A 22,809-nucleotide genomic window follows, 5' to 3' on the forward strand; every position below is an offset into this window, starting at 1 on the left:
TTGGTGGGGTTTGTGAAGTTAGGTCCGCCCACGTTGAAGATGTCGGAGGGGGTGGCCAGCGAGAGAACCTTGTTTTGGTTCAGCGAGATGTTGAAGTTCGTGTTCCAGCTGAAAGTGCCGCGGTTGATGTTGATCGTGTTGAGGCCAAATTCGAAGCCTTTGTTCTCCATCGAACCCACGTTGCGTCGGATGGTAGCATAGCCGCTCGACTGAGGTACGGGCGCATCCAGAAGCATGTCGGTCGTCAGGCGGTAGTAGTAGTCGGCTTCCAGGGTGATGCGGCCTTTGAGGAAACTAACTTCCAGACCCACATCGGTCTGAGCGGTTTTCTCCCAGCGCAGGTCGGGGTTAGCCAGACGGCTAATGCCCGTGCCGCCAACCCGTCCGTCGTTGTAGATAGTCGAATAGTTCGAGCTGAGCAACGATAGCGACTGGTACGGTGGAATCTCGGAGTTACCCGTCAAACCGTAGCTGGCGCGAACTTTCAGGTTGGAGATGACCGGGTTGCCCTTCAGGAAGTCCTCTTCCGATACCCGCCAGGCCAGAGCCGCCGAGGGGAAGAAGGCAAACTTGAAATTCTCTCCGAACTTGGAGGAGCCATCGGCCCGGCCCGTTGCCGTGAAGAGGTACTTGTTCTTGTAGCCGTAGTTGATCCGGCCGAAATACGAGTTAAAGGCAAACCGCGACGCGCCCGAACTAACAGAAGGGTTGGTAGCTCCCGCGCCCAGGTTGTTGAAACCAAAGTAGTCGGTGGCAAAGCCGCTCACACTGGCCCCGATGCCAAAGGTGTTGGTTTCCTGCCACGACAGACCCAGCAGCCCGGTAAAGGAGTGATCCTGCCCAAACTGCTTGTTGTAGGTCAGATAGTGCTCCAGCGACCAGAAAGAGGTCTTGTTGTTATTAGCGGATGCGTTGCCGTTGCCGCCAATGTTGAGGGTACGAGTCTGCGATTGGTTGATCTCCTGGGTCTGGATGTTGGCACCCAGTACCGTGCGCATCTCCAGGCCTTTGCCTAAGGTGATGTTGGTGAACAGGCTACCCAGCGTGGTCTGGGTATTCTGGATGTAGCGACGATCCATCAGCCGGTGAACCGAGCTCATGGTGCCTTCGGCAAAGGGGTAATCCCGGTTTTCGGCAAAGACACCGGTAGTCGGGTAAGTAACGGGCAGGAATGGGAAGTCTTCCACGATCTGACGGGCCACCGCATCGTTGACGTCCACCAGGTTTTCGGATTGATTGTTATAGCTCAGCGTACCGCCAATCTTGAGCCAGCTCTTGACCTGATCGTCGATCGAGAAACGGCCTGAGTAACGCTTCATGTAGGAGGTCTTGATCAGCCCCTGATCGTCGCGGTAGTTAAGCGAGAGTGAGTACTGGGTGCGTTCGTTACCACCACTGAAACCCAACTGGTGGTTCTGGGAGAGTGTGTTCTGCGATGATTCTTTGAACCAGTCGGTGTCATACAAGGGGTTGAGATTAGCATCGAACACGCCAGGGCGGGCGGCACTGAAAGCGGCCCGGCGCACTTTAGGGTCCAGATACGACCACTTACCGGCGGCCCAGCCGACGGGATCATACTTGGCCATGTTGGCGTAGGCCAGGTCTTCGGTGGCCAGGTACTCTTTGGCGTTGAGCACTTTTGGCTTGTTGGGTCCGATGGTGTTGACGGAGAACTGGCCGTCGTAGGTGACCCGGCTTTCACCGGCCTTGCCCTTGCGGGTGGAGACCAGGATGACGCCGTTGGCACCGCGAGCCCCGTAGATGGCTGTCGAGGAGGCATCCTTGAGGACTTCGACGTTGACGATGTCGTTGGGGTTGATGTAGTCGATTGGGTTACTGAACTGGTCGCCGGTACCCTGGGGGAGCATCACGCCATCCACAACATAGAGGGGGTTGTTGGAGGAGTTGATGGAGCTGAACCCACGGATGCGGACGGTGGTACGTCCGCCGGGCCGTCCCGAGTTGGTGTTGACCTGCACACCGGGCATGCGTCCCGAGAGGGCCTGGTTGAGGGAGGATGTGGGTCGTTCCTGGAGTTGGGCTTCTTTGACGCTGGTGACGGCGCCGGTAAGGTCAGACTTCTTGGCAGTACCGTAACCGATGACGACAATCTCATCCAGCACTTTGCTATCGGCTTTTAGACTGATGTCAACTGATGTCTGGTTGGCAATGCGCACTTCCTGCGGCAGGTATCCAACAAACGAGAACACAAGCGTTGCGCCACCTGTAGGAATCTCCACTTTGTACCGGCCGTCGGCATCGGTAACGGTTCCGCGCTGGGTTCCTTTCAGGATAACACTCACACCGGGTAAGGCCTCATCTTTTTCGTCAGTCACTCGTCCGCTCAGGGTACGGTCGGCTGTCATGGACGGGCGATCTGTAGGCGCTTTCACTCCGAGTGGTTTCTTGGCATAGGTAAAACTAATACAGAGTAAAGCCAGTAATAATTGAGTAATTACTACGCTAAATGGCCTGCCCAGCAGGCCTTGGGGAGGTAAGTGTTTTTTCATAAGAGCATGTTAAATGAAAATAATTGATAATAAGGGTAGACAAAGTTGGACTTTGGGGTATTAATTATGGGATAAGCCATTACGTTAGGGCTAACTACTCATGGAATACTAGAAAATAAGTAAATATTAGTGTGGGTTAGATCTAAGATTGGCGATAGTAGAATATCCTTAGTAGAAATCTGTAGTTAAAAAAGATTATTTCAGTTGTATTAAGTACTTTCTGTTATACGTAGGTTTTGATTAGTTGAGGTATATCCTTTAATCTGAACGTGTATTGTCGGCAGGGTAACTGCTAAACGTTAGATGAATCGATGGTTGCTTTAGTAGGGATTTAAAGCCTTAGCCTTTAATTAAGAAAATGAAATCGTCTATGTTTCGTCTGATTAGTAGTCTGATTATCTTACTAGTTGTTGTTGGTGCAACGGCCCCCGAGCCCGGCTTACGGTTTACCCGCCAGTTTATCGCTGCTGAGAGTTATGAATCAGTGGGTGTGTTTGATGTAGATAATGACGATACCCTTGACATTGTGTCGGGAGATTTCTGGTATAAAGGACCCGGTTTCTGGAACAGGTACCTGATCGGAAATGAACCCCGGAAAGACCAGTATTACGATGACTTCTCGACCATACCCCTTGATGTGAATGGCGATGGTCGGCTGGATTTCCTGACCGGTGGCTGGTTCGATCAAACCCTTCGATGGGTAGAAAATCCCGGAAAGAAAAATGCTGTCTGGCCCCTGCATGAAATTGGTAAAGTGGGCAATGTGGAGACAACCCGCGCCTGGGATGTTGATGGCGACGGCACCATTGATATTGTACCGAACAATCCCAATCATCCGTTGAAGTATATTAAGCTGGTGAGCCCCGGCGTATTCAAAACGGTTACGGTAGCGCCCACCCAGGGACACGGACTGGGCTTTGGTGATATAAATGGCGACGGCCGGGGCGACCTGATCGTACCGGATGGCTGGCTCGAAGCACCTGCCAACCGGGAGGCCGGTCCCTGGACAATACACAAAGAATTTACGCTTGGTACGGCCAGTGTACCCATCATTGTGGCCGATGTGAACGGCGATCAGCGTAACGACCTGATTGTGGGACAGGGGCATAGTTATGGTCTGCATTGGTACGAACAGACGCGAGACGCGTCCGGGCAACGCGGCTGGACAAAGCATCTGATTGATGATAAAAACTCCCAATACCACTGCCTGGAGTGGGTCGATATTACGGGTGATGGCCGTCCCGAGTTACTCACCGGCAAACGGTTTCGGGCACATAACGGCAATGACCCCGGCGAAAAAGATCCCGTTGGTCTTTACTATTTTACATGGGAGCCATCAAAGAAGCAGTTCGTAAAGCACACGATAGCCTATGGACCGGCAGGGGTTGGTAAAGGAACCGGCATTTATTTTGCCGTAGCTGATTTGCATAAAACCGGCCGAAACGACATCGTCGTGGCGGGTAAAGACGGACTTTTTGTATTTTTTAATGAAGGCAACGCAAAAAAATAACTGTTGTTAGTCTATATGGTTAGAGGTTTTTACGTATTTTTATCATTCGTACTTTATCTCTTTCCGTAACAATCTAATTTATGCAGCGTGCTCAATTAAAAGAATTTTACGGCTATGGACTCATCCTGGCCGTGCTGACAACCGTTCAGGTGTACTCGGTTTATCTCGCAACGACAACCGACCTGTCACTTACCTGGAAGCATTACGTAGGGTTTGGCGCTACAACGCTGGCCGGAATTCTGTGGGCTTTTCGTAAGCCGAACTACCTGTTCTATGCGCTGGGGCTAACGCTTGTGTTAGGGTATGAAAACCTCATCGGGTTTACGCCCACGCTCGACTTTACCGCTACCCGGTATTACATTAACAATATGGCTTTCCCGGTATCCTACCAGGATTTCTCGATGTACATGCTGCTCATCTGGGCCTATGTAGCCAACGGTCGCTTACGGACAATGGCGCAGTCTTTGTTAGTCAAGAGAGTGAGGTAGGTGAAATAAGTAAAGTGGGTGGAGTGAGTGAAGTAGGTAAACAACAGCTTTACCTACTTCACTCACTCCACCCACTTTACTGGTTACTAACATCTACGCCGTCAAGGACCAACCCTGACGGTATTCGCGCTTAACGAACTGATTGGCTTCGTCCATGTTCGTGATCTTCATGTTCTTGCCATCCCACAGCAGGCGCTTGCGGCCAGGGTAGTCAAAGCCCTTACCATCGGCTTTCGGCGTCCGGAGGGTGTAACTGCGAATAGCAAGGTTACCCATCAGCACCGACTCCGTCAGCGGACCGGCAAAGTCGAACGAAGACGTGAGCGCCTTGTGTTCTTTGCTGTTGAAGCCTGCTTTACAAGCTTCGGTCCACAGTACCTGGTGACCATTTTCGGGTAGGCCGCCCGTTGGTTTGGGGGCTGCTACCAGTTTGTCTCCGCTCTTGGTGTATAGTCTTGGATTATCGCCATACATGCCGCAGATCATCAGGCCTTTATCGCCATGCATGAGCACGCCGTTTTCGCCGTTTTCTGGCATGGCTTCGCCTTCGGGCAGCATATCCGGACGGAATGGACGCAGACCGCCATCTTCCCAGACCAACGTTACCGCCGACTTGTTTTTGCTGGAAGCCGGGAATTTCAGTTCAACGTGCGAAGAAGGTGGGCATCCTTCGGGAATGTACTCGGGTGTCCAGTCTTTCAGGAACACCTGGCCGATGCTGGTTTCAACCTGAGTTGGGTAGCCCAGTCCAAGTACGCGGAAAGGTACGTCCATGATGTGGCAACCAATGTCGCCCAGCGCACCGGCACCGAAGTTCCACCAGCCGCGCCATTTGAAGGGGTGATAGGCGGGGGTGTAGCCTACCTTCTGCGCAGGTCCGAGCCACAGATCCCAATCCAGATCGACGGGGGTTTCGGAAGCGGCCTGTGGCACTGGAATGCCCTGTGGCCAAACGGGTCGGTTCGTCCAGAGGTTAATGGTATGAACATTACCAATCAGCCCTTTATCGAACCATTCCACCATTTGCTTCTGCTGTGGGTTCGAGGAGCCCTGGTTACCCATCTGGGTCACAACCTTATATTTACGGGCTGCTTCGGTGAGCATCCGGGCTTCGTAAATATTGTGGGTCAGGGGTTTCTGCACATATACGTGCTTGCCTCGCTGCATGGCGGCCATCGCGATCACCGCGTGGGTATGGTCGGCCGTCGATACCGTTACGGCATCAATGTTTTTGCCTTCCTTATCCAGCATCTCCCGGAAATCTTTGTAGCGTTTAGCGTTGGGGTGCTTGGTGAAGTTCTCTTTCACGCGGGCCAGGCCCCAGTCAACATCGCACAGGGCCACCATGTTGTTGGCGCCGTTGTTATACGAATTATTGGTATCGCTAAACCCTTTACCACCAAAGCCAACCCCGGCAATATTGAGTTTGTCGCTAGGAGCAATAAAACCTTTACCACCCAGCACATGGCGGGGTACAATGAAGAAACCTGCCGCAGCCAGGGCTCCGGTTTGCATGAACTGACGCCGTGATGTGCCGGCATTCGTCTGATCGGACGAATCCACATGGGGCGTTGACTTATCTGACTGATTCATAAGAAAACAGATATTGATCGGATTGAATCCACAAAAGGGGACTGGTGGTTTTTTTTACTTTTAGGGGTAAGATGTTTTTAAATCGTATCCCCAAACAACGCCCCCAGCATCCGCCCAAACTCCGTCTGAAACGGGGCCGTTATCGTAATCGGTTCTTCGGTAACCGGGTGTGTGAACGTTAGCTGCTGCGCATGGAGGAGCATGGTGTTCATCTCGAAATGCTCCTTGAATAGCTTGTTCTGCTTGTTGCAGCCATGCGGCCGGTCGCCGATGATGGGGTGGAGGATGTGGGCCATGTGCCTGCGCAACTGGTGCATCCGGCCGGTAGTGGGTGTTAACTTCACCAGCGAGTAACGGGAGGTTGTGTGCTTGCCAAAGGGTAACGGCACCTCCGTTTGCTGAAGGGTTTTAAGGTGGGTAACAGCCTCCTGAAGAACGCCCGTCACGCCGTTGCCATCGTCCTTGCGGAGGGGGTAATCAATCGTCAGCTCATCGGGGGTGTAGCCCCGAACAATAGCCAGATAGCTTTTGTGAACGGCTCCATCCATAAACTGTTGCTGCATGATCGAGTTCATGGAGTCGGAGAGGGCGAAGAGGAGCACGCCCGCCGTTTTCCGGTCGAGTCGGTGAACGGGGTAGACCCGCTGCCCCAACTGATCGCGGAGGAGCTGAACGGCGAATTCGCTGGCGTCGCTGGCAATCATGGACCGGTGAACCAGCAGGCCGTGCGGTTTGTTGATCGCCACTAAATCCGTATCCTGATACAGTATAGAGAGGGGTTGAGTTGTATTTATCACTTGATTCATCGCCCGCAAATAGCACAAAAATACACACAACGTCTTCTATATGCTCTTTATATGGTTAGCTTATCTATGGCGTTTATGGCGGCCCTGTCCAGTGTACAGGAACCGCAATACCTCTCGCCATCTACGTTTAACTGTTCGCATTTATTGCTTTTTGATTGGCGTTATTTGCCTGTTCCCGCTAAACGATACCTATGCCCAGAAACAACCGTCCACCTCACTTCATATTGAGGTGCTTGATGGCAAAACCGGCAAGCCTACCCCCGTTCGGGTGCGACTGACGCAGTCGGGGAAAGTCGTAAAGGTGTTGCCGAACGAAGCTGTCGCGGTTTCGTATGGATTATGGGATCATGCCGATGGGTACGCTTACCAGCCTGATAGTTCTTTTTATGTCGCGGGTCAATTTAGCTTTCAACTACCGCCGGGCACCTACCAGCTTTCGCTAATGAAAGGCAACGAATATATTGACCAGCAACACATACTGGTCATTAAATCAGGTGGGCCGGTACGAAAAACGTACACGTTAACGCGCTGGATAAACATGGCCGCACGGGGATGGTACTCGGCCGATGACCACATCCACATCCGACGGTCACCGGGCGAGAATCAATCGTTGATGCACTGGATTCAGGCGGAGGATGTGAATGTGGGCGTTTTTCTGAAAATGGGTGATTTCTGGGAGACGTACTATCCGCAATATGCTTTCGGCTCGACGGGCAATTACCAGCAGGGCAACTACCTGCTCACGCCCGGCCAGGAAGATCCCCGAACGCCCGAACTGGGCCACGCGCTCGGCTTCGGGGCCACGGGTTCGGTGCGCTACAAGCAGGAGTACTATTACTACGATAAGGTTTTCGATGAACTACACAAACGGGGCGGCCTGACCGGCTACGCGCATCAGGCCGAATCCTTTCATGGGTACCGGGGCCTGACCCTCGACGGACTTCGTGGTAAAGTCGACATGCTCGAACTGCTACAGTATTGCGTGTCAGACCAGCCGCTGCATACCGAAAATTACTACCGGATGCTGGATTTGGGTTTCCCGCTCACGGCTACGGCAGGCTCTGACTTTCCCTGGTGCGGGCACGATCATGACCACGGCCCGCCGGAGCAATCGGCCCGCATTGGCAACGCCCGTTTTTACACTTACCTCAACAAACCTTTCAGTTATTCGGCCTGGAAAGCGGCCGTCGCTGCGGGCCGTACCTTCGTAACCAGCGGCCCAATCCTCGATCTGAAGGTCAACAAGGCAATTCCCGGCGATAAACTGGCACTGGCAAAAGGGGAAAAGCTGGTGATAAAAGCCGAAGCCTTTGGGCATCCGGGGCAAACCCCGCTCGATATTCTCGAACTAGTTATCCACGGCAAAGTGGTAGGGCGCGTGACGAAACAGGAAGCGGGACAATCGGCGGATCATTTAACAATCAGCCTCGAATTACCACCCCTAGCGCATGGTCTGTGGGTGGCTGCCCGCTGCTATGGGGAGAACCGACAGGCCGCTCACACTTCCCCCGTTTACATAAGCGTGGATGGGGGAGGGTTCCATAACCCCGAAACCATCGGGAGCTATCTGACGCAAAGTGAGAAATACCTGCTCGAACTAGAACAGGAGCTGGACACACACAGCGACAACCCGGAGTTTCGGGCGTGGTTTTATAAGAAAGGCCTCAAAATCCGAATTGACGAGACAAGAGAGGTGATTCGGGTTTTGAGAGGAAAGTAACGTACCCACGGACCGGGCCGCGTTCGGCTTTAGTCCGTGCTTTGGTATATTCTACAGTAAAACACGGACTAAAGCCGAACGCGGCCCGGTCCGTGGGTACGTATTCTTTACCTTCCCATCCAGCCGCCGTCGACGGTGAGGATGGTGCCGTGGACGTAGCTGGCGGCATCGGACGCCAGGAAAACGACGGGCCCTTTGAAGTCGTCGGGTTCACCCCAGCGGGCGGCCGGAATCCGGTCCAGAATTGATTTACTGCGGACAGGGTCGTTACGTAAGGCTTCGGTGTTGTCCGTCGAAATATAGCCGGGCGCAATGGCGTTTACGTTAACTCCTTTCGAGGCCCACTCATTGGCAAACGCTTTCACCAGACTGCCCACCGCGCCTTTGCTGGCGGCATATCCCGGTACCGTAACGCCACCCTGAAAGGTCAAAAGCGAAGCGGTGAAGACGATTTTTCCGCTGCCCCGCGCAACCATTTCCTTCCCGATTTCGCGGGTGAGGATAAACTGAGCCGTCTGATTGACCGCAATCACTTCGTCCCAATATTCGTCCGGGTGTTCGGCTGCGGGTTTGCGCAGGATGGTTCCGGCGTTATTGACCAGAATGTCGATGGTTGGGTGGTCTTTCTTTACCTGCTCAATAAACGCATAGAGAGACTCCCGCTTGCCAAAATCGGCCTGATAGGCGTAGAACTTCCGGCCCAGTGCCTCAACGGCCCCGGCAACGGCACTGCCGTCCAGTTCCAGATTGGCCGAAACGCCAATAATGTCGGCACCGGCTTCGGCTAGTGCTTCGGCCATGGCTTTGCCGATACCACGTTTGCAGCCGGTTACTAATGCCAGTTTCCCGGCTAATGAAAATGAATTGAGGATGGTGCTCATGTAGTGTATTTTTTGTTAGCCCGACCGGCGGACCGGTCAGGATGGTAAAAAACGTCAAAACAGCATCTGTTAAGACTATTTTCTTTGTATCGCAATTCCTTATTTCAAATCAGTTATCGCGCAGAAATCCATATCGCCATAGTCGAGGTTTTCACCGGCCATACCCCAGATAAAGGTATAGTTGGATGTCCCGGCACCCGAGTGGATCGACCAGTTGGGCGAAATGACGGCCTGCTCATTCTGCATCCAGATATGGCGGGTTTCCTGCGGCTGGCCCATAAAATGACAGACGCTTTGGCCTTGTGGTACTTCAAAATAGAAATAAACTTCCATGCGCCGGTCGTGGGTATGGGCAGGCATGGTGTTCCAGACGCTTCCGGCTTTCAACTCGGTCATGCCCATCTGCAACTGGCAGGTTGGCAATACGCTGTTAACCAGTAGCTTGTTGATCACCCGATGATTCGCCGTTTCCATGCTGCCTAAGGTAACCACCTCCGCATCGGTCCGGGCTACTTTACGGGTCGGGTAATTCTTGTGGGCAGGCGTCGAGTTGAGGTAGAATTTGGCCGGAGCGTTGGCATCGGTTGAAACGAATTGAATCACCTCCGTTCCCTGTCCAATGTAGAGGGCTTCTTTGTACTCAAGGTCATACGATGTGCCATCGGCGATCACGGTCCCGGCACCCCCTACGTTAATAATGCCCAGTTCGCGCCGTTCCAGAAAGTAGTTTGCTTTGAGTTGTTCGGGCGTGTCGAGGGTAACGGGGCTACCAACCGGCATGATGCCACCAGTCAGATACCGGTCGAAAAACGACAATACCCACTGGAATTGATTGGGAACGAACAGGTTATTAATCAGGAAGTTTTGCCGGAGTTGCGCGGTATCCATACCTTTTACTTCGCCCGGCGAAGAAGCATAGCGACTTTTAAAAACTGTTTGGGAGGTGGTTTGGCTATCCACTTCAGGGGTTATTTCAGTTTGCATAGGTGTAAAATTGCCAGTTGGCAACGGAAATTTAGTCGTTTTAAATCGTTGACGTAAGTCCTGTCTAACGTTGAAAAGTACAAATCACTAATCTTGGCGCAAGCAGGTGCACTAGCAGTAATAGATCATTTGTTTTGCCCATTTACTACATATTACACACGAATGTAAAGGGTTAATGCAATTTTATACGCCTTTGAGCCATAAAAAACAGTGCTTTTCGCGCAAGCGTTACCGCAAACGTTTGCGGTAACGCTTGCGTAAGAGAATGGTAATCTTAAAAAGGTTAAATTTTTTGTAACACGTTGAAGACACTGATTCTCTACTTGTATGGTACCTGTCAATTGGGTTGGCGGGGCTATCTTTTTAAAATTATATTTAGCACATAGATTATAATTCAGGTTAAGTACTTGAGCAAATTTGTTGAACTTCTTTATTTCTTAACCCCGCGAAAGCTGACAGTAACAAAAGTTTCTGTTGATTTGCTTACTTTTCCCTCTCATTCTCTGAACTATGCAACCAATTGAATTAGTGGTATTTGACATGGCGGGCACTACCGTGACCGACCATCATGAGGTAGAGCGATGTTTCGCCGAAGCGGCCTTTGAAACCGGTTTATCGGTCTCCGATGAGCGAATTCTGGCTATGCAGGGCCTGTCCAAGCGATACGTATTTGAAACCCTCTGGAAGGAGCAGTTGGGCGAAGATAGTCCAGAGGTGCAGCCAAAGGTGGATAGTTCGTACGATGCTTTTCGTCGAATTCTGGAAAATCATTACCTCACACAGGGAGCAACACCCACCGAAGGGTGTCTGGAGACTTTCGCTTACCTGCACGAGCGGGGCATCGCCATTGCGCTCACAACGGGCTTTTATCGGGTAGTTACCGATATTATTCTGGAAAAACTTGGCTGGCTCGATGGACTCAATGACCAGCGTGTTGGCACAACAAATAGTCTGCTACAGGCGTCCATTGCCAGTGATGAAGTAGAGCGCGGCCGTCCGTACCCCCAAATGATCGAGCGGGCTATGAAACTGCTGGGCGTTACAAACCCGAAAGCTATTGTGAATATCGGCGACACACCGTCTGACTTGCTCTCGGGCCGGGCAGCGGGAGTAGCCATGAATCTGGGACTTACCAATGGTACCCACACCCGCGAGCAACTGGAAGCCCACCCGCACGATCTATTGCTGGGGTCGCTCCGGGAATTACCGGCTCTGCTGGAAAAGCATGAATTATCCCTTACCTAATCTATGCCGTTCGTGAGCCGTTTAGGCTTCGAAACGAATCCATAAAATGACATCTTCTTACGATCTGATTGTTATTGGTGCCGGAGCCCTCGGTACTTTCCATGCCTACCATGCCGCTAAAGCCGGAAAACGGGTGTTACTGCTCGAAAAAGACCGTTATCCCATCGGTGCCACCGTCCGCAACTTCGGGCAGGCGGTGCCCTCGGGACTGGCGGGGCGGTGGTTCGACTACGGTCGGCGGAGTCTGGAAATATACCGGGACATTCAGCAGGAAACTGACATCTCCGTGCGCCAGAATGGCACGATCTATATAGCTTCCGATGTCGACGAGTGGACCTTGGCCAACGAACTTCACGACCGCTATCAGCAGATTGGCTACGTCAGCGAATTGTGGACGAAAGCTCAGTGCCTGGCCAAATACCCAACTCTGAAGCCGGATTATGTAGTGGGCGGTATCTATTTTCCGCAGGAAATGAGCGTTGAGCCGGAGCAGATGATCCATCGGTTAATTGCCTTTGTTCAGCAGAAATACGGTGTCGATTACCGGCCCGGTTCAGTCGTGGTCGATGCGCAGTCTACGGCCAGCGGGGCTACCGTGACCCTCAGTAATCGGCAGCAGTTTCAGGCTGATCGGGTTATTATATGCAGTGGGCATGAGGTTCGGTTGTTATTCCCGGAGGTGCTGGCACAGGCGGGGCTGGTCGTGAGCAAACTACAGATGTTGCTGGCCGAGCCGGTTGCCGGTCTGGATTTGCCGGGAAACATATTGACGGGCCTGACTATTCGGCGGTACGAATCCTTTCAAGAGTGCCCTTCTTACGAACGGATATCGGTCAATACACCCGAACATCTGGCTGAACTCAAAAAATGGGGTATTCATATTCTTTTCAAACAGGCAACGGATGGGTCGATTATCGTGGGCGACTCGCATGAATACGCCGAAGCGACCCAGGCCGAAGACCTCGGCTACCATACCCAGGACTTTATCAATGACCTGATGCTGGCTGAGGCCCGGCGCATTGTTACCTTCCCGTTAACCGTCCGAAAAACCTGGGCCGGATTTTACAGCCAGACAAAAAACGAAATCTTCGAGCATAGTATCGATAGTAACATCCATATAGTGACAGGAATAGGTGGCAAAGGCATGAGTTCAGGGGCCGGTTATACTGAACACAATATTCAGCAATGGTTAAAATGAAATTGTGAACATTCTTGAATGGAATAATATTTTGGTTTAAATATTAAGGCAGGATAAATATTCTGCCTTTTTGTTTATGTACTGGTAATATATGCTTAATATTAGGTCAATCTCAAAAGAATACTTTTGCGGAAAATTACTTAAGCATACTAACCTGTCAAACGTATGAAGCTCTATTTACAAACTTCAACGCCATGGCAACGGACACTCGCTTCCCGCGATTTATGCCGTTTGTACGTGGCGTTTTTATTTTGCCTGTTATCCGGTATGTCGGCCCTTGCGCAGACGATTACCGGACGCGTAACTTCAGGCGACGATAACCAGCCGTTGCCGGGGGTATCTATCGTCGTAAAAGGAACCAATGCTGGCACAACCTCCCGCGCCGATGGTACGTATTCGATCAATGTACAGCCATCCGGTACCCTAACGTTCTCGTTTATCGGCTATGCGACGCAGGAAATTGCCATAGCCAATGGCAACGGCCAACCGCGCACCAAACTGGATGTGACGATGCTTGCCGGTGACCGGACGCTCAACGAAGTAGTTGTTACGGCCCTGGGTATCAAGAAAGATGTACGCAACATCGGGGTTTCCATCCAGTCTGTCGATGGGTCACAACTGCTCAAAGCCCGTGAACCCAACGCCATAAACGGTCTGGTTGGTAAAGTAGCGGGTCTGACAATCGGTGCCTCGGCCGAACTCCTCCGCCGACCCAATATCGTGCTGCGGGGTAATACCGATGTGCTGTTTGTGGTGGATGGGGTGCCCATCAACTCCGATACCTGGAACATCAGCCCCGACGATATTGATACCTATTCGGTACTGAAAGGAGCCTCGGCGTCGGCCCTGTACGGTTTCCGGGGTAAGAACGGGGCCATCCTGATCACGACCAAGCGCGGTACGAAAGACAAGCGTGGCTTTGCCGTCGACGTAAATACGAGCCAGATGGTCGACAACGGCTTTCTGGCCATTCCGAAAGTTCAGGACGAATACGGCCCCGGCGACCACGGCGTGTATGAGTTCGTGGATGGTAAAGGGGGCGGTAAAAACGATGGTGACTACGACATCTGGGGCCCCCGTTTTGAGGGTCAGTTGATTCCACAGTACGACAGCCCTATTGATCCGGCTACCGGCAAGCGAATTGGTACGCCCTGGGTGGCGCGTGGTAAGGACAACCTCCGGCGGTTTTTGCAGACAGGTATCCTGTCGACCAATAACATATCAGTGTCGTCGTCGGGTGAAAAATATGACCTGCGTTTCTCCGTTTCGCACAACTACCAGCGCGGTCTGGTGCCTAACACCAAGCTGAACAGCACGACGTTCAAAGTGTCGACGGGCTATAATTTCTCGAACCGGCTGCGGTTTGAAGGCGATGTGCAGGTCAACCGGCAGTTTACGCCCAATATTCCCGACGTGAACTACGGCCCGAACTCGATGATTTATAACATCGTCATCTGGGGCGGTGCCGACTGGGATGTTGATCAACTGAAAAACTACTGGCAGCCGGGCAAAGAAGGGACGCAACAGATTTATGCGGAGTATCAGCGGTACAACAATCCCTGGTTTGTAGCCAAAGAGTGGTTGCGCGGGCATTATAAAACGGATATCGTTGGGCAAACATCCCTTAAGTACAGCATTACTGATGGGTTAGACCTCACCCTGCGTACCCAGGTGTCGACCTGGAACCTATTGCGCAACGAGAAGTTCCCTTACTCTGCCACTAGCTATGGCCGCGAAGAAACCAAAGGCGATTACCGCGAAGACCGCCGGAATCTGCTCGATAACAACACCGACTTATTGCTTAAATACAATAAGCGTGTTAGTCCACTGCTGAACGTCAATGCCATTGCCGGGGGCAACCTGCGGGTGTACAACTACACCTCAAACTATGCCTCCACAAACTACCTGAACGTGCCCGGCGTGTACAACTTCGCCAACTCGCTCAACCCGGTTACTGCCGCCAACTTTAATTCTGATATGCGGGTATTATCGGCCTATTACTCGGCTGACTTTACGCTGAAGGATTTCGTAACCCTGTCGACAACGGGTCGGGTGGATAAGCTGTCTACGCTGCCAAAAGGAAACAACACTTTCTTCTATCCGTCGGTGGCGCTGAGCACGGTCTTGTCCGATTATCTGCGGTTACCACAGGCCATTTCGTTTCTGAAATTCCGGGCTTCCTATGCTAATGTAAAAGATGGGCTGACCCAATCGCAAATTGGTGTACCAAACTGGTCGCTGGGCTACGGTGAGCAGTATCAGTCGTCGTATGATGGGCCAACCTATCAGAATGCGGCCGTATATAGCACCCCGTTAACCATAAACAATACCTCGACGGCCTACTTTACCAATGCGCTGAACAACCCGAATATCAAGCCTAACAGTACGTCGCAAAGCGAGGTGGGCTTAGATGTTCGTTTCCTGAACAACCGACTGGCCTTCGATGCCGCTTATTACATCAGTGATGATGGTCCGCGTATTTTTAACCTGCCTATTTCCGAAACGACCGGCTATTCGTCGGCGCTGGTAAACGGGATTAAAACCCAGAAGAAAGGCATTGAACTGTCGCTGACGGGTAAAGTACTGCAAAATCCCAATGGCCTCAACTGGGATGTACTGGCCAACTGGTCGACCTATAAAGAAATATACAAAGATTTTTATCCGGGTGTAACGGCCCTGAATACCTTCTTTAAAATTGGTGACCGGACGGATAAGTATTACACCTCGACCTTTGTACGTACGCCCGATGGCCAGATCATCAACGATGCCGGTGGTCGACCCATCCGGACAACTGTTTCGCAATTTGTCGGTAACATCAACCCAGATTGGGTATTCGGGGTCAACAACCGGTTCAGCTACAAAGGCCTGACCTTTAGCTTCCAGGTCGATGGTCGTGTGGGCGGTGTTATCTCCGATTACGTACAACAGAAATCGTATGCTGGTGGCCGCATCATTAACACCGTGCAGGGCGATATGGCCGCAGCGCGTTTGAACGATACAAAAGGGATTAAATCGTATTTGGGCGAAGGCGTTCAGGTGAGTAATGGAGCCGTCATCAACTACAATTCAGATGGTTACGTGACCAACTACGCTGAGCTGCAATATAAGCCAAACGAAACCAAAGCGTTTTTGCAGGATTACATTGCCCGGCGGTACGGCTTCGACGGCGGGAATATGATCAGCCGGACGTACGTGAAACTTCGTGAAGTCGTGGTTGGCTATTCGCTGCCGCAGACATTCACCAGCCGCCTGGGCATCAGGCAGGCATCTGTTTCGCTCGTGGCTCGTAACCTGCTTTACTTCGCCGAGAAAAAAGACATCGACATCGACCAGTTTACGAGCGGTGGCCGTTCGGATCTGCAAACGCCAACGACCCGCCGGTACGGTATCAACCTGAACCTGACATTCTAATCGAGTAGTAAGGTTATGACACAGACCGGGCCGCCGGAGCGGATACGCTGAGAAGCACGGAGATACACAGAGGTCTCAGTGAATCTCTGTGCAATCTCAGCGAATCTCTGTGTAACAACCTTTTACCACAACTAATCACTAAATATGAAACTCAATAAACTCTTTATACTCTCGTTAACGACGCTGACCCTGGCGCTGTCGGGTTGCGAAAAGTCGTTCGACGAACTCGAAAAGGACCCCAACCGGGCCGTGAATGCCCCCGCTTCCCTCGTGTTGAAGGGTATTCTGAACGATATGTACAATAGCGGCAACAGCCCGTCCGGTTTTTCGGGCGTTACCAACCAGCCCTGGGGTGCCGAGCAACGCTACAATCAGTTCTACGCCAGTAACTACGATTACTACTCGACCAACGAGTATAACTGGACCACCACAAGCCTGAATTACTTCACGCTGAAAGACGTGATCAAAATGGAGGCCGAAGCCAAGCGGGCTGGTGCTGCCGATGTGAACCCATACTCCGCGTTGGGTAAGTTCTTTCGGGCGTATTTCTACGAAAATATGACTCGGCGCGTGGGCGACGTTCCGCTCACCGAAGCGCTGAAAGATTTGGGTAATCTGACACCCAAGTACGATTCGCAGAAGGCCGTTTATGCGCAGATTCTGAAATGGCTGGACGATGCCAATACCGATATGGCGGCCATCATCACCAAAGGCGACAATACACTGGCGGGCGATTTTTATTTGAATAACGACCTGCGCAAATGGCAGAAGATCATTAACGCCTACCGGATTCGGGTGCTGATCAGCCTGAGCAAAAAGGAAGGCGATACCGATCTGGCCATCAAACAGAAATTCGCCGAGATGATTGGGAATTCGACCAAGTATCCGTTGCCAACGGGCCTGAGCGACAACCTGCAATATATTCACAATAGTACACAGAGTAAATATCCTCGTAATCAGGATAACTTTGGGCAGAGTGCTACCCGTGAAAATATGGCTAAAACCTATATCGACGTATTGGTAGAACGCAAAGACCCGCGCCTTTTCGTTGTAGCTGAACCGGCGTCGGCTAAACTGGCAGCTGGACTGAAACCAACTGACTTTGCGGCTTTTGTAGGAGCGTCGTCGGGCGAAGATTTGCAGGATATGGCTACTAAGGTGCTGAAAGGCGAGTATTCGTTCCAGAACCGGAAGCATTATTATACATCGTACATAGGCGAGCCTGTATTCATCATTGGCTATCCTGAACTGATGTTCAACATTGCGGAAGGAATCAACCGGGGTTGGGCAGCTGGTGATGCGGCCAGCTACTATCAAAAAGGCATTGCCGCATCGATGGAGTTTTACGGGCTGAAAGATGGTGCTAACACCGTTACATTCTCGCGGGATGGGGGTATCTTCAACTTCGATAACTATACGGTCAACGTGAGCCTGGCCGATTATCTGGCGCAGCCGTCGGTAAAATACGCCGGTAATATAGCCACGGGGCTGAGCCAGATTTTAACGCAGAAGTACATCGCTTTCTTCCAGAATTCAGGATTGGAAGCGTTTTATAACCAGCGTCGGACGGGCGTGCCGACCTTCCTGACGGGGGTAGGCACCAGCAACAGCGGACGGATTCCAAAGCGCTGGCTGTATCCGCAAAACGAACGGACAACGAACGAGGTGAATCTGAAAGCTGCTCTGACGACTCAGTATGGCGGCAATGATGATATCAACTCAGTTATGTGGCTTTTGCAGTAAGTAGCGAGTCGTTTTGACACAGAGATACACAAAGAATAGAAGAGATCTACGGAGTCTTCCTTTACTCTCTTTTACGCTTTGTGTATCTCTGTGTCAAACTATAATAGTATGTACCTCATGAACCGCAGAACCCTCCTTAAGTCGGCGGCTTTATTGCCCGCCATCGCTACAGAAACGGTAATAAGCCCGAATCTGGCCCGTAAGCGCTCTGTTCGCTTTGCCTATCTGGGCGATACGCACATTACGCCGGATGCCAAACCAGTCGAGCACATCGCCAAATGCTTTCGCCACGTGCAGAATCAGGCCGATAAGCCGTCATTCATCCTGCATGGTGGCGATGTGATCATGGATGCGCTGGCCGAAGATCGGCAGAAGGTACAGCAGCAGTGGGATGCCTGGAATAAACTCGTTAAGTCGGACAATTCATTGCCCATCGAGTATTGTATCGGTAACCATGACATCTGGGGCTTCGAGAATGCGAAAACCGATCTGCTGTACGGGAAGAAATGGGCCATCGACGAGATGAAAATCAGCGGTCGGTATCGGAGTTTCGACCGGAACGGCTGGCATTTTATCATCCTCGACAGTGTACAGCCCAAACCCGACGGCAAGTGGTACACGGGAAACATCGACGCTGAGCAGATGGACTGGCTGAAAGCGGATCTAGCCAAAACCAGTCCGAAAACACCTATTCTGGTCCTGTCACATATTCCAATCTTCAGCCCGACTGGTTTTTTCAGCGAAACGAACGTGAAGGATGGTATGTGGAACATCTCGGCGGGCCTTATTCTGGCTAACACGCCGGAGTTGCTGAAGCTGTTCTATCAGTATCCAAACGTAAAAGCCGCCCTGAGCGGGCACATGCATTTGCTGGACCGGGTTGAGTACAACGGCGTTACGTACCTTTGCAACGGGGCCGTTAGCGGGAACTGGTGGAAGAACGATGTCTACCAGCAAACGAAAGCCGGATACGCCCTCTTTGATTTATACGACGACGGAAGTGTAGAACGTACCTATTTATCCTACATGTAACACCGGGCGTCCCGCCCGGCCGTTACATGAACCGGTTGTCTATAAAAACTCATTCGTTCATTACCCTCCCGGGCGGGACGCCCGGTACTACTCATGGAAACTATTGCCAACCTCTTTGCCCAGGGCGGTGACGACGCCTATTTCGGCGAGCCGATCACCCAACTCGAACACGCGCTGCAATGCGCTCAACTCGCCGAAGAAGCCGGTGCCGACGACGACACCATCGTGGCCGCTTTTCTGCACGACATTGGGCACCTGCTGCCACCCGATCTGGCCGGAGGCTATATGGACGGCTACGGCACCGTCGACCACGAACGCCTGGGAGCGGATTATCTGCGCGAGCGGGGCTTCTCGGAGAAAGTGGCGCAGCTGATTGAAAATCACGTCAACGCCAAACGGTATCTGGTCTATAAAAACCCGGCTTACTTCGCCCGCCTATCGGAAGCGAGTTTGAAAACGCTGGAGTTTCAGGGTGGACCAATGACGGCCGCTGAAGCGTTATTATTTGAAACGAATCCTTACTTCAAAGGGATTCTCTTAATGCGAACCTGGGATGAACAGGCCAAAATACCCGGTTTGCCAACTCCCGGTATCGACTATTATATGTCGATTGTCGAGCGCAATGCTAATCGGGTTGATTAGGTTGTACATTGGACAGTGGCGCTTTAATTGTTAAAACTTCTGAATGGATTGGCGACTATGTCTGGGCCAAGCTCCAGCTTGGCCTTTTGTATCTAGCTTTCTATTTATACGGCCAAGCTGGAGCTTGGCCCAGACATAGTCGCCAATTTTTGTTCACATTTCTATGAGGTACTTTTTCCTTTGTGGTTTCCTTTTTACTACGCTTCATGCCCTTGCTCAGCCGAAGCCCAAAACCTACGCGACCTTACAGGTACCCGGTAGGGCCGAGTTTTGCAAAATAGACGTCAGTGGAAAATCGGTGCTACCAAGCGGTCGCTACGTAACCCCGGCGGGCCAGACCATTCGCATTGCCAATGACCCCTTCGGGCTGGCGGTTTCGCCCAATGGACAGAAAGCGGTGTCGCTGCACGATGGTATCTTAACGGTATTTAACTTGGCCAACTTCCAGGCCACTCGTGTTCCCGATTATGCCGGTAAAATTCCGCCTGCCCTGAAAGCGGGTTCGTTTCTGGGTGTGGCTTTCGCTCCCGACAACCGCATGGCTTACCTGAGTAATGGCGACAAAGGACGGGTGCTGGTTTTCGATACCGAGACGTTCCGAACCACCGATAGCATCAACCTCGACGGCAATGGCTATACCGATAGCTTTACGTCGGATTTGCTGTTAAATGGCAATGAACTGCTGGTTCTCGACCGGGCTAATTTCCGGCTGGTGCGCATCGACATAGCCACCAAAAAAATCACCGCGTCCATTCCTACCGGACGCCAGCCTTTTGGCCTCGCCATCAGTCCCGACCGTAAGCTGGCCTTTGTGGCGAACGTGGGCTTGTATGCCTACCCAAAAGTACCGGGAGTGACGAAGACCAATAAAGACACCATGGCCCTGAAATTCCCACCCTACGCAGCGCACACCAAAGAGTCGGCGGAAGGGGTGGAGGTGGAAGGCCGACGGATTCCGGGACTGGGCAGCCCATTGGCCGACGAAGCCATGAGCGTTTGGACGGTGAATCTGGGTACGAACAAGGTGGTCAGTAAGGCCAAGACGGGCGTGCAGATTGGTGAAATGATTGAAGAAGCCGAAGTGGTGGGCGGCTCATCGCCGAATTCGGTGGTGGTGGGTAGTCGGTACGCGTACGTGTCCAACGCTACCAACGACAACATTTCCATTCTGGACTACAAACCGGCCAGTCCGTCGGCCAAACGACAGGTCGGTACGATTTCGCTCAAAGTCGACCCGAAACTGGACCGCTACCGGGGACTGATGCCCTTTGGGATGGCCCTGACCAAAGACCAGAAGACCCTGTACGTTGCTTTGCTGGCGCTCAATGCGGTGGCCGTAGTCGACGTACCCACCCGTAAAGTCCGGGGGCTGATCCCGACCGGATGGGGGCCAACCCGCGTGGCGTTGTCGCCGGATGAGAAGACCGTATATGTTATATCGGCGCGGGGTCACGGAGCGGGGCCAAATGGGGGCGCGACCTTCGTAAAACCACCGCAGGGAACGTACATCGGCGATATTCAACTGGGAACATTCCAAGCCGTTTCGGTGCCGGATGCGGCTCAGCTAGCGACCTACACAAAGCAAACTTTAGCCAATACTTACGATACGGTTACCCTTACCGACGATGGCCGCAATCCATTGCCGGTATTACCCAAAACTCGCCAGTCGCCCATAAAACACATCGTGTACATCACAAAAGAAAACCGAACCTACGATGAGGTATTAGGGCAACTGAAAGCAGGTGCCAATGGCGATTCGACACTGGCTCGGTTTGGGGAAGGGGTGACTATCAAAACCCGCGTCTCGACCAGCCGGGGAACAAGCGGACGCACGACCGACAATGCCGTAGACAGCGTTCGGGTAACGGGGGCCGACATCATGCCGAACCACATACGAGTGGCGCGGCAGTTTGCATTTTCCGATAATTTCTACTGCGATTCCGACGCCAGTATCCACGGTCACCACTGGATGCTGGGCACCATTCCCAACGAATGGGTAGAGGCCAACGCGGCTTCGGAAGGGCGGTTCGACATGGATTCCAAAGCCCCCGGTCGGCGGTTTCCCAAAGCGTCAGGTGCAATAGATCCCGAAGACTACAACGAGATTGGCGGACTCTGGGAAGCCTTCGAGCGCAACAAGGTTTCGCTCTACAATTTTGGCCAAGTCAATGAATTTGCCGGGAACGTAGAAGAGTGGACAACCACGCAGTTTGGCGCGGCCCAGTCGGTAGTGTTTCCCATGCCGAAAGCCGTTTATCCGCACACCTCGCGTGATTTTGCCGGGTACAACACCAATGTTCCCGATCAATACCGGATGGAGCAGTTCGAGCGGGAGTTCACGGCGAAGTGGATAAAGGGAAAAGAGAAAATGCCGCAATTCGTGACGATGCAGATTCCCAACGACCACGGTGCGGGGCCTCGTCCGGGCTTCGCTTATCCCTATCTGCATTCATACATGGCCGATAACGATCTGGCGGTTGGCCGGGTGCTGCACTTCCTGTCGCGGACTAAATACTGGAAAAACATGCTCGTCATCATCACCGAAGATGACCCGCAGGGGGGCGTCGACCATATCGATGCACACCGGTCGATCCTGCTGATGGCCGGGCCGTACGTAAAGCGGGGCTATGTGTCTCATACCCACGCCAATTTTGGGTCGATTCTTAAAACCATGTACAACATCCTCGGCGTTCCGTACGTGAACCAGTACGACCAAACGGCCTCGTTGTTACAGGATTTCTTTACCAATAAACCTGATTTCAGACCCTATGAGGTGGTATTGCCCGATGGCCGGGTGTTCGACCCGCAGGCAGCCATGAAGCCCTACAAAAAAGTATTCGACTGGCGTAAAATCCAGAAAGGCCCCGAAATGGACGACCGCGCCGACCAGCGCGCCGAACATTACCGCCAACAAAATGGGGAGTATTAATTGTAGTGCCGACCGTCCCGGTCGGGCGGAGCCATGATAAAAACACGCTCGTTATTTGCCACTAGGCTCATTAAGGTGAAAGTTTAAACAATGACCCTGTTTAAACTTTTATTTCGA

15 protein-coding genes are annotated in these 22,809 nt (G+C 52.3%); 10 read left to right on the forward strand and 5 right to left on the reverse strand.

Translation table 11 applies throughout. The annotated features are described in order from the left end of the window. A partial coding sequence (locus CRO74_RS30175; protein WP_097131889.1) for a SusC/RagA family TonB-linked outer membrane protein occupies positions 1-2,510 on the reverse strand: 2,510 nt, incomplete at its 3' end. Between the two features lie 370 nt (positions 2,511-2,880). Here CRO74_RS30175 and CRO74_RS30180 point away from each other — a divergent pair. Both CRO74_RS30180 and CRO74_RS30185 read left to right on the forward strand, forming a co-directional pair. Then, positions 2,881-4,020 (forward strand): FG-GAP repeat domain-containing protein, encoded by a 1,140-nt coding sequence (locus tag CRO74_RS30180; protein ID WP_097131891.1) that lies wholly within the window; start codon positions 2,881-2,883, stop codon positions 4,018-4,020. Positions 4,021-4,100: 80 nt separating this feature from the next. Then, positions 4,101-4,508, forward strand: a complete 408-nt coding sequence (locus CRO74_RS30185) for a hypothetical protein (RefSeq protein WP_097131893.1) — start codon at positions 4,101-4,103, stop codon at positions 4,506-4,508. A gap of 93 nt (positions 4,509-4,601) precedes the next feature. On the opposite strand, the gene CRO74_RS30190 is transcribed toward CRO74_RS30185, so the two are convergent. Further along, positions 4,602-6,101: a Gfo/Idh/MocA family protein gene (locus CRO74_RS30190; RefSeq protein WP_097131894.1), complete on the reverse strand. Its 1,500-nt coding sequence runs from the start codon at positions 6,099-6,101 to the stop codon at positions 4,602-4,604. A gap of 77 nt (positions 6,102-6,178) precedes the next feature. Next, the gene (locus tag CRO74_RS30195) at positions 6,179-6,907 is read right to left on the reverse strand and encodes a pseudouridine synthase (protein WP_097131896.1); all 729 of its coding nucleotides are present in this window, start codon (positions 6,905-6,907) and stop codon (positions 6,179-6,181) included. 151 nt (positions 6,908-7,058) lie between these two features. On the opposite strand from CRO74_RS30195, the gene CRO74_RS30200 reads away from it, so the two are divergent. After that, a complete protein-coding gene (locus CRO74_RS30200; protein ID WP_245878032.1) occupies positions 7,059-8,627 on the forward strand; it encodes a CehA/McbA family metallohydrolase in 1,569 nt (522 codons plus the stop codon). Between the two features lie 107 nt (positions 8,628-8,734). Here the strand turns inward: CRO74_RS30200 and CRO74_RS30205 are convergent, their stop codons facing one another. Continuing rightward, a complete protein-coding gene (locus tag CRO74_RS30205; RefSeq protein WP_179830352.1) occupies positions 8,735-9,499 on the reverse strand; it encodes an SDR family oxidoreductase in 765 nt (254 codons plus the stop codon). Positions 9,500-9,607: 108 nt separating this feature from the next. Further along, positions 9,608-10,492, reverse strand: a complete 885-nt coding sequence (gene kduI / locus CRO74_RS30210) for a 5-dehydro-4-deoxy-D-glucuronate isomerase (RefSeq protein ID WP_097131899.1) — start codon at positions 10,490-10,492, stop codon at positions 9,608-9,610. Positions 10,493-11,002: 510 nt separating this feature from the next. On the opposite strand from kduI, the gene CRO74_RS30215 reads away from it, so the two are divergent. The 7 genes from CRO74_RS30215 (at position 11,003) to CRO74_RS30245 (ending at position 22,692) form a co-directional block, all read left to right on the forward strand. Continuing rightward, complete coding sequence (locus tag CRO74_RS30215; RefSeq protein ID WP_097131901.1) at positions 11,003-11,737, forward strand: HAD family hydrolase; 735 nt, start codon at positions 11,003-11,005, stop codon at positions 11,735-11,737. A 46-nt stretch (positions 11,738-11,783) separates the two neighbouring features. Beyond that, positions 11,784-12,935 carry a TIGR03364 family FAD-dependent oxidoreductase gene (locus CRO74_RS30220; protein WP_097131903.1) on the forward strand — a complete coding sequence of 384 codons (1,152 nt, stop codon included), beginning with the start codon at positions 11,784-11,786 and terminating at the stop codon, positions 12,933-12,935. Between the two features lie 267 nt (positions 12,936-13,202). Next, positions 13,203-16,346, forward strand: a complete 3,144-nt coding sequence (locus tag CRO74_RS30225; protein ID WP_245878035.1) for a SusC/RagA family TonB-linked outer membrane protein — start codon at positions 13,203-13,205, stop codon at positions 16,344-16,346. 144 nt (positions 16,347-16,490) lie between these two features. Further along, positions 16,491-18,089, forward strand: a complete 1,599-nt coding sequence (locus tag CRO74_RS30230; protein WP_097131904.1) for a SusD/RagB family nutrient-binding outer membrane lipoprotein — start codon at positions 16,491-16,493, stop codon at positions 18,087-18,089. Between the two features lie 117 nt (positions 18,090-18,206). Further along, positions 18,207-19,121, forward strand: coding sequence for a metallophosphoesterase family protein (locus CRO74_RS30235; RefSeq protein WP_097132176.1), 915 nt, complete (start codon positions 18,207-18,209; stop codon positions 19,119-19,121). A gap of 93 nt (positions 19,122-19,214) precedes the next feature. Further along, entirely contained in the window at positions 19,215-19,763 is a 549-nt protein-coding gene (locus tag CRO74_RS30240; RefSeq protein WP_097131906.1) for an HD domain-containing protein, read from the forward strand. Between the two features lie 163 nt (positions 19,764-19,926). After that, complete coding sequence (locus CRO74_RS30245) at positions 19,927-22,692, forward strand: bifunctional YncE family protein/alkaline phosphatase family protein (RefSeq protein WP_097131909.1); 2,766 nt, start codon at positions 19,927-19,929, stop codon at positions 22,690-22,692. Positions 22,693-22,809: the final 117 nt, after the last annotated feature.

It is taken from the genome of Spirosoma fluviale, from assembly GCF_900230225.1.
GTDB lineage: Bacteria > Bacteroidota > Bacteroidia > Cytophagales > Spirosomataceae > Spirosoma > Spirosoma fluviale.

What these genes read in the sequence shown, in the direction of transcription:
- CRO74_RS30180 (WP_097131891.1), top strand. Translation starts at nt 2,881, where the DNA reads ATGTTTCGTCTGATTAGTAGTCTGATTATCTTACTAGTTGTTGTTGGT.
- CRO74_RS30185 (WP_097131893.1), top strand. Translation starts at nt 4,101, where the DNA reads ATGCAGCGTGCTCAATTAAAAGAATTTTACGGCTATGGACTCATCCTG.
- CRO74_RS30190 (WP_097131894.1), bottom strand. Translation starts at nt 6,101, where the DNA reads ATGAATCAGTCAGATAAGTCAACGCCCCATGTGGATTCGTCCGATCAG.
- CRO74_RS30195 (WP_097131896.1), bottom strand. Translation starts at nt 6,907, where the DNA reads ATGAATCAAGTGATAAATACAACTCAACCCCTCTCTATACTGTATCAG.
- kduI (WP_097131899.1), bottom strand. Translation starts at nt 10,492, where the DNA reads ATGCAAACTGAAATAACCCCTGAAGTGGATAGCCAAACCACCTCCCAA.
- CRO74_RS30215 (WP_097131901.1), top strand. Translation starts at nt 11,003, where the DNA reads ATGCAACCAATTGAATTAGTGGTATTTGACATGGCGGGCACTACCGTG.
- CRO74_RS30220 (WP_097131903.1), top strand. Translation starts at nt 11,784, where the DNA reads ATGACATCTTCTTACGATCTGATTGTTATTGGTGCCGGAGCCCTCGGT.
- CRO74_RS30225 (WP_245878035.1), top strand. Translation starts at nt 13,203, where the DNA reads ATGTCGGCCCTTGCGCAGACGATTACCGGACGCGTAACTTCAGGCGAC.
- CRO74_RS30230 (WP_097131904.1), top strand. Translation starts at nt 16,491, where the DNA reads ATGAAACTCAATAAACTCTTTATACTCTCGTTAACGACGCTGACCCTG.
- CRO74_RS30235 (WP_097132176.1), top strand. Translation starts at nt 18,207, where the DNA reads ATGAACCGCAGAACCCTCCTTAAGTCGGCGGCTTTATTGCCCGCCATC.
- CRO74_RS30240 (WP_097131906.1), top strand. Translation starts at nt 19,215, where the DNA reads ATGGAAACTATTGCCAACCTCTTTGCCCAGGGCGGTGACGACGCCTAT.
- CRO74_RS30245 (WP_097131909.1), top strand. Translation starts at nt 19,927, where the DNA reads ATGAGGTACTTTTTCCTTTGTGGTTTCCTTTTTACTACGCTTCATGCC.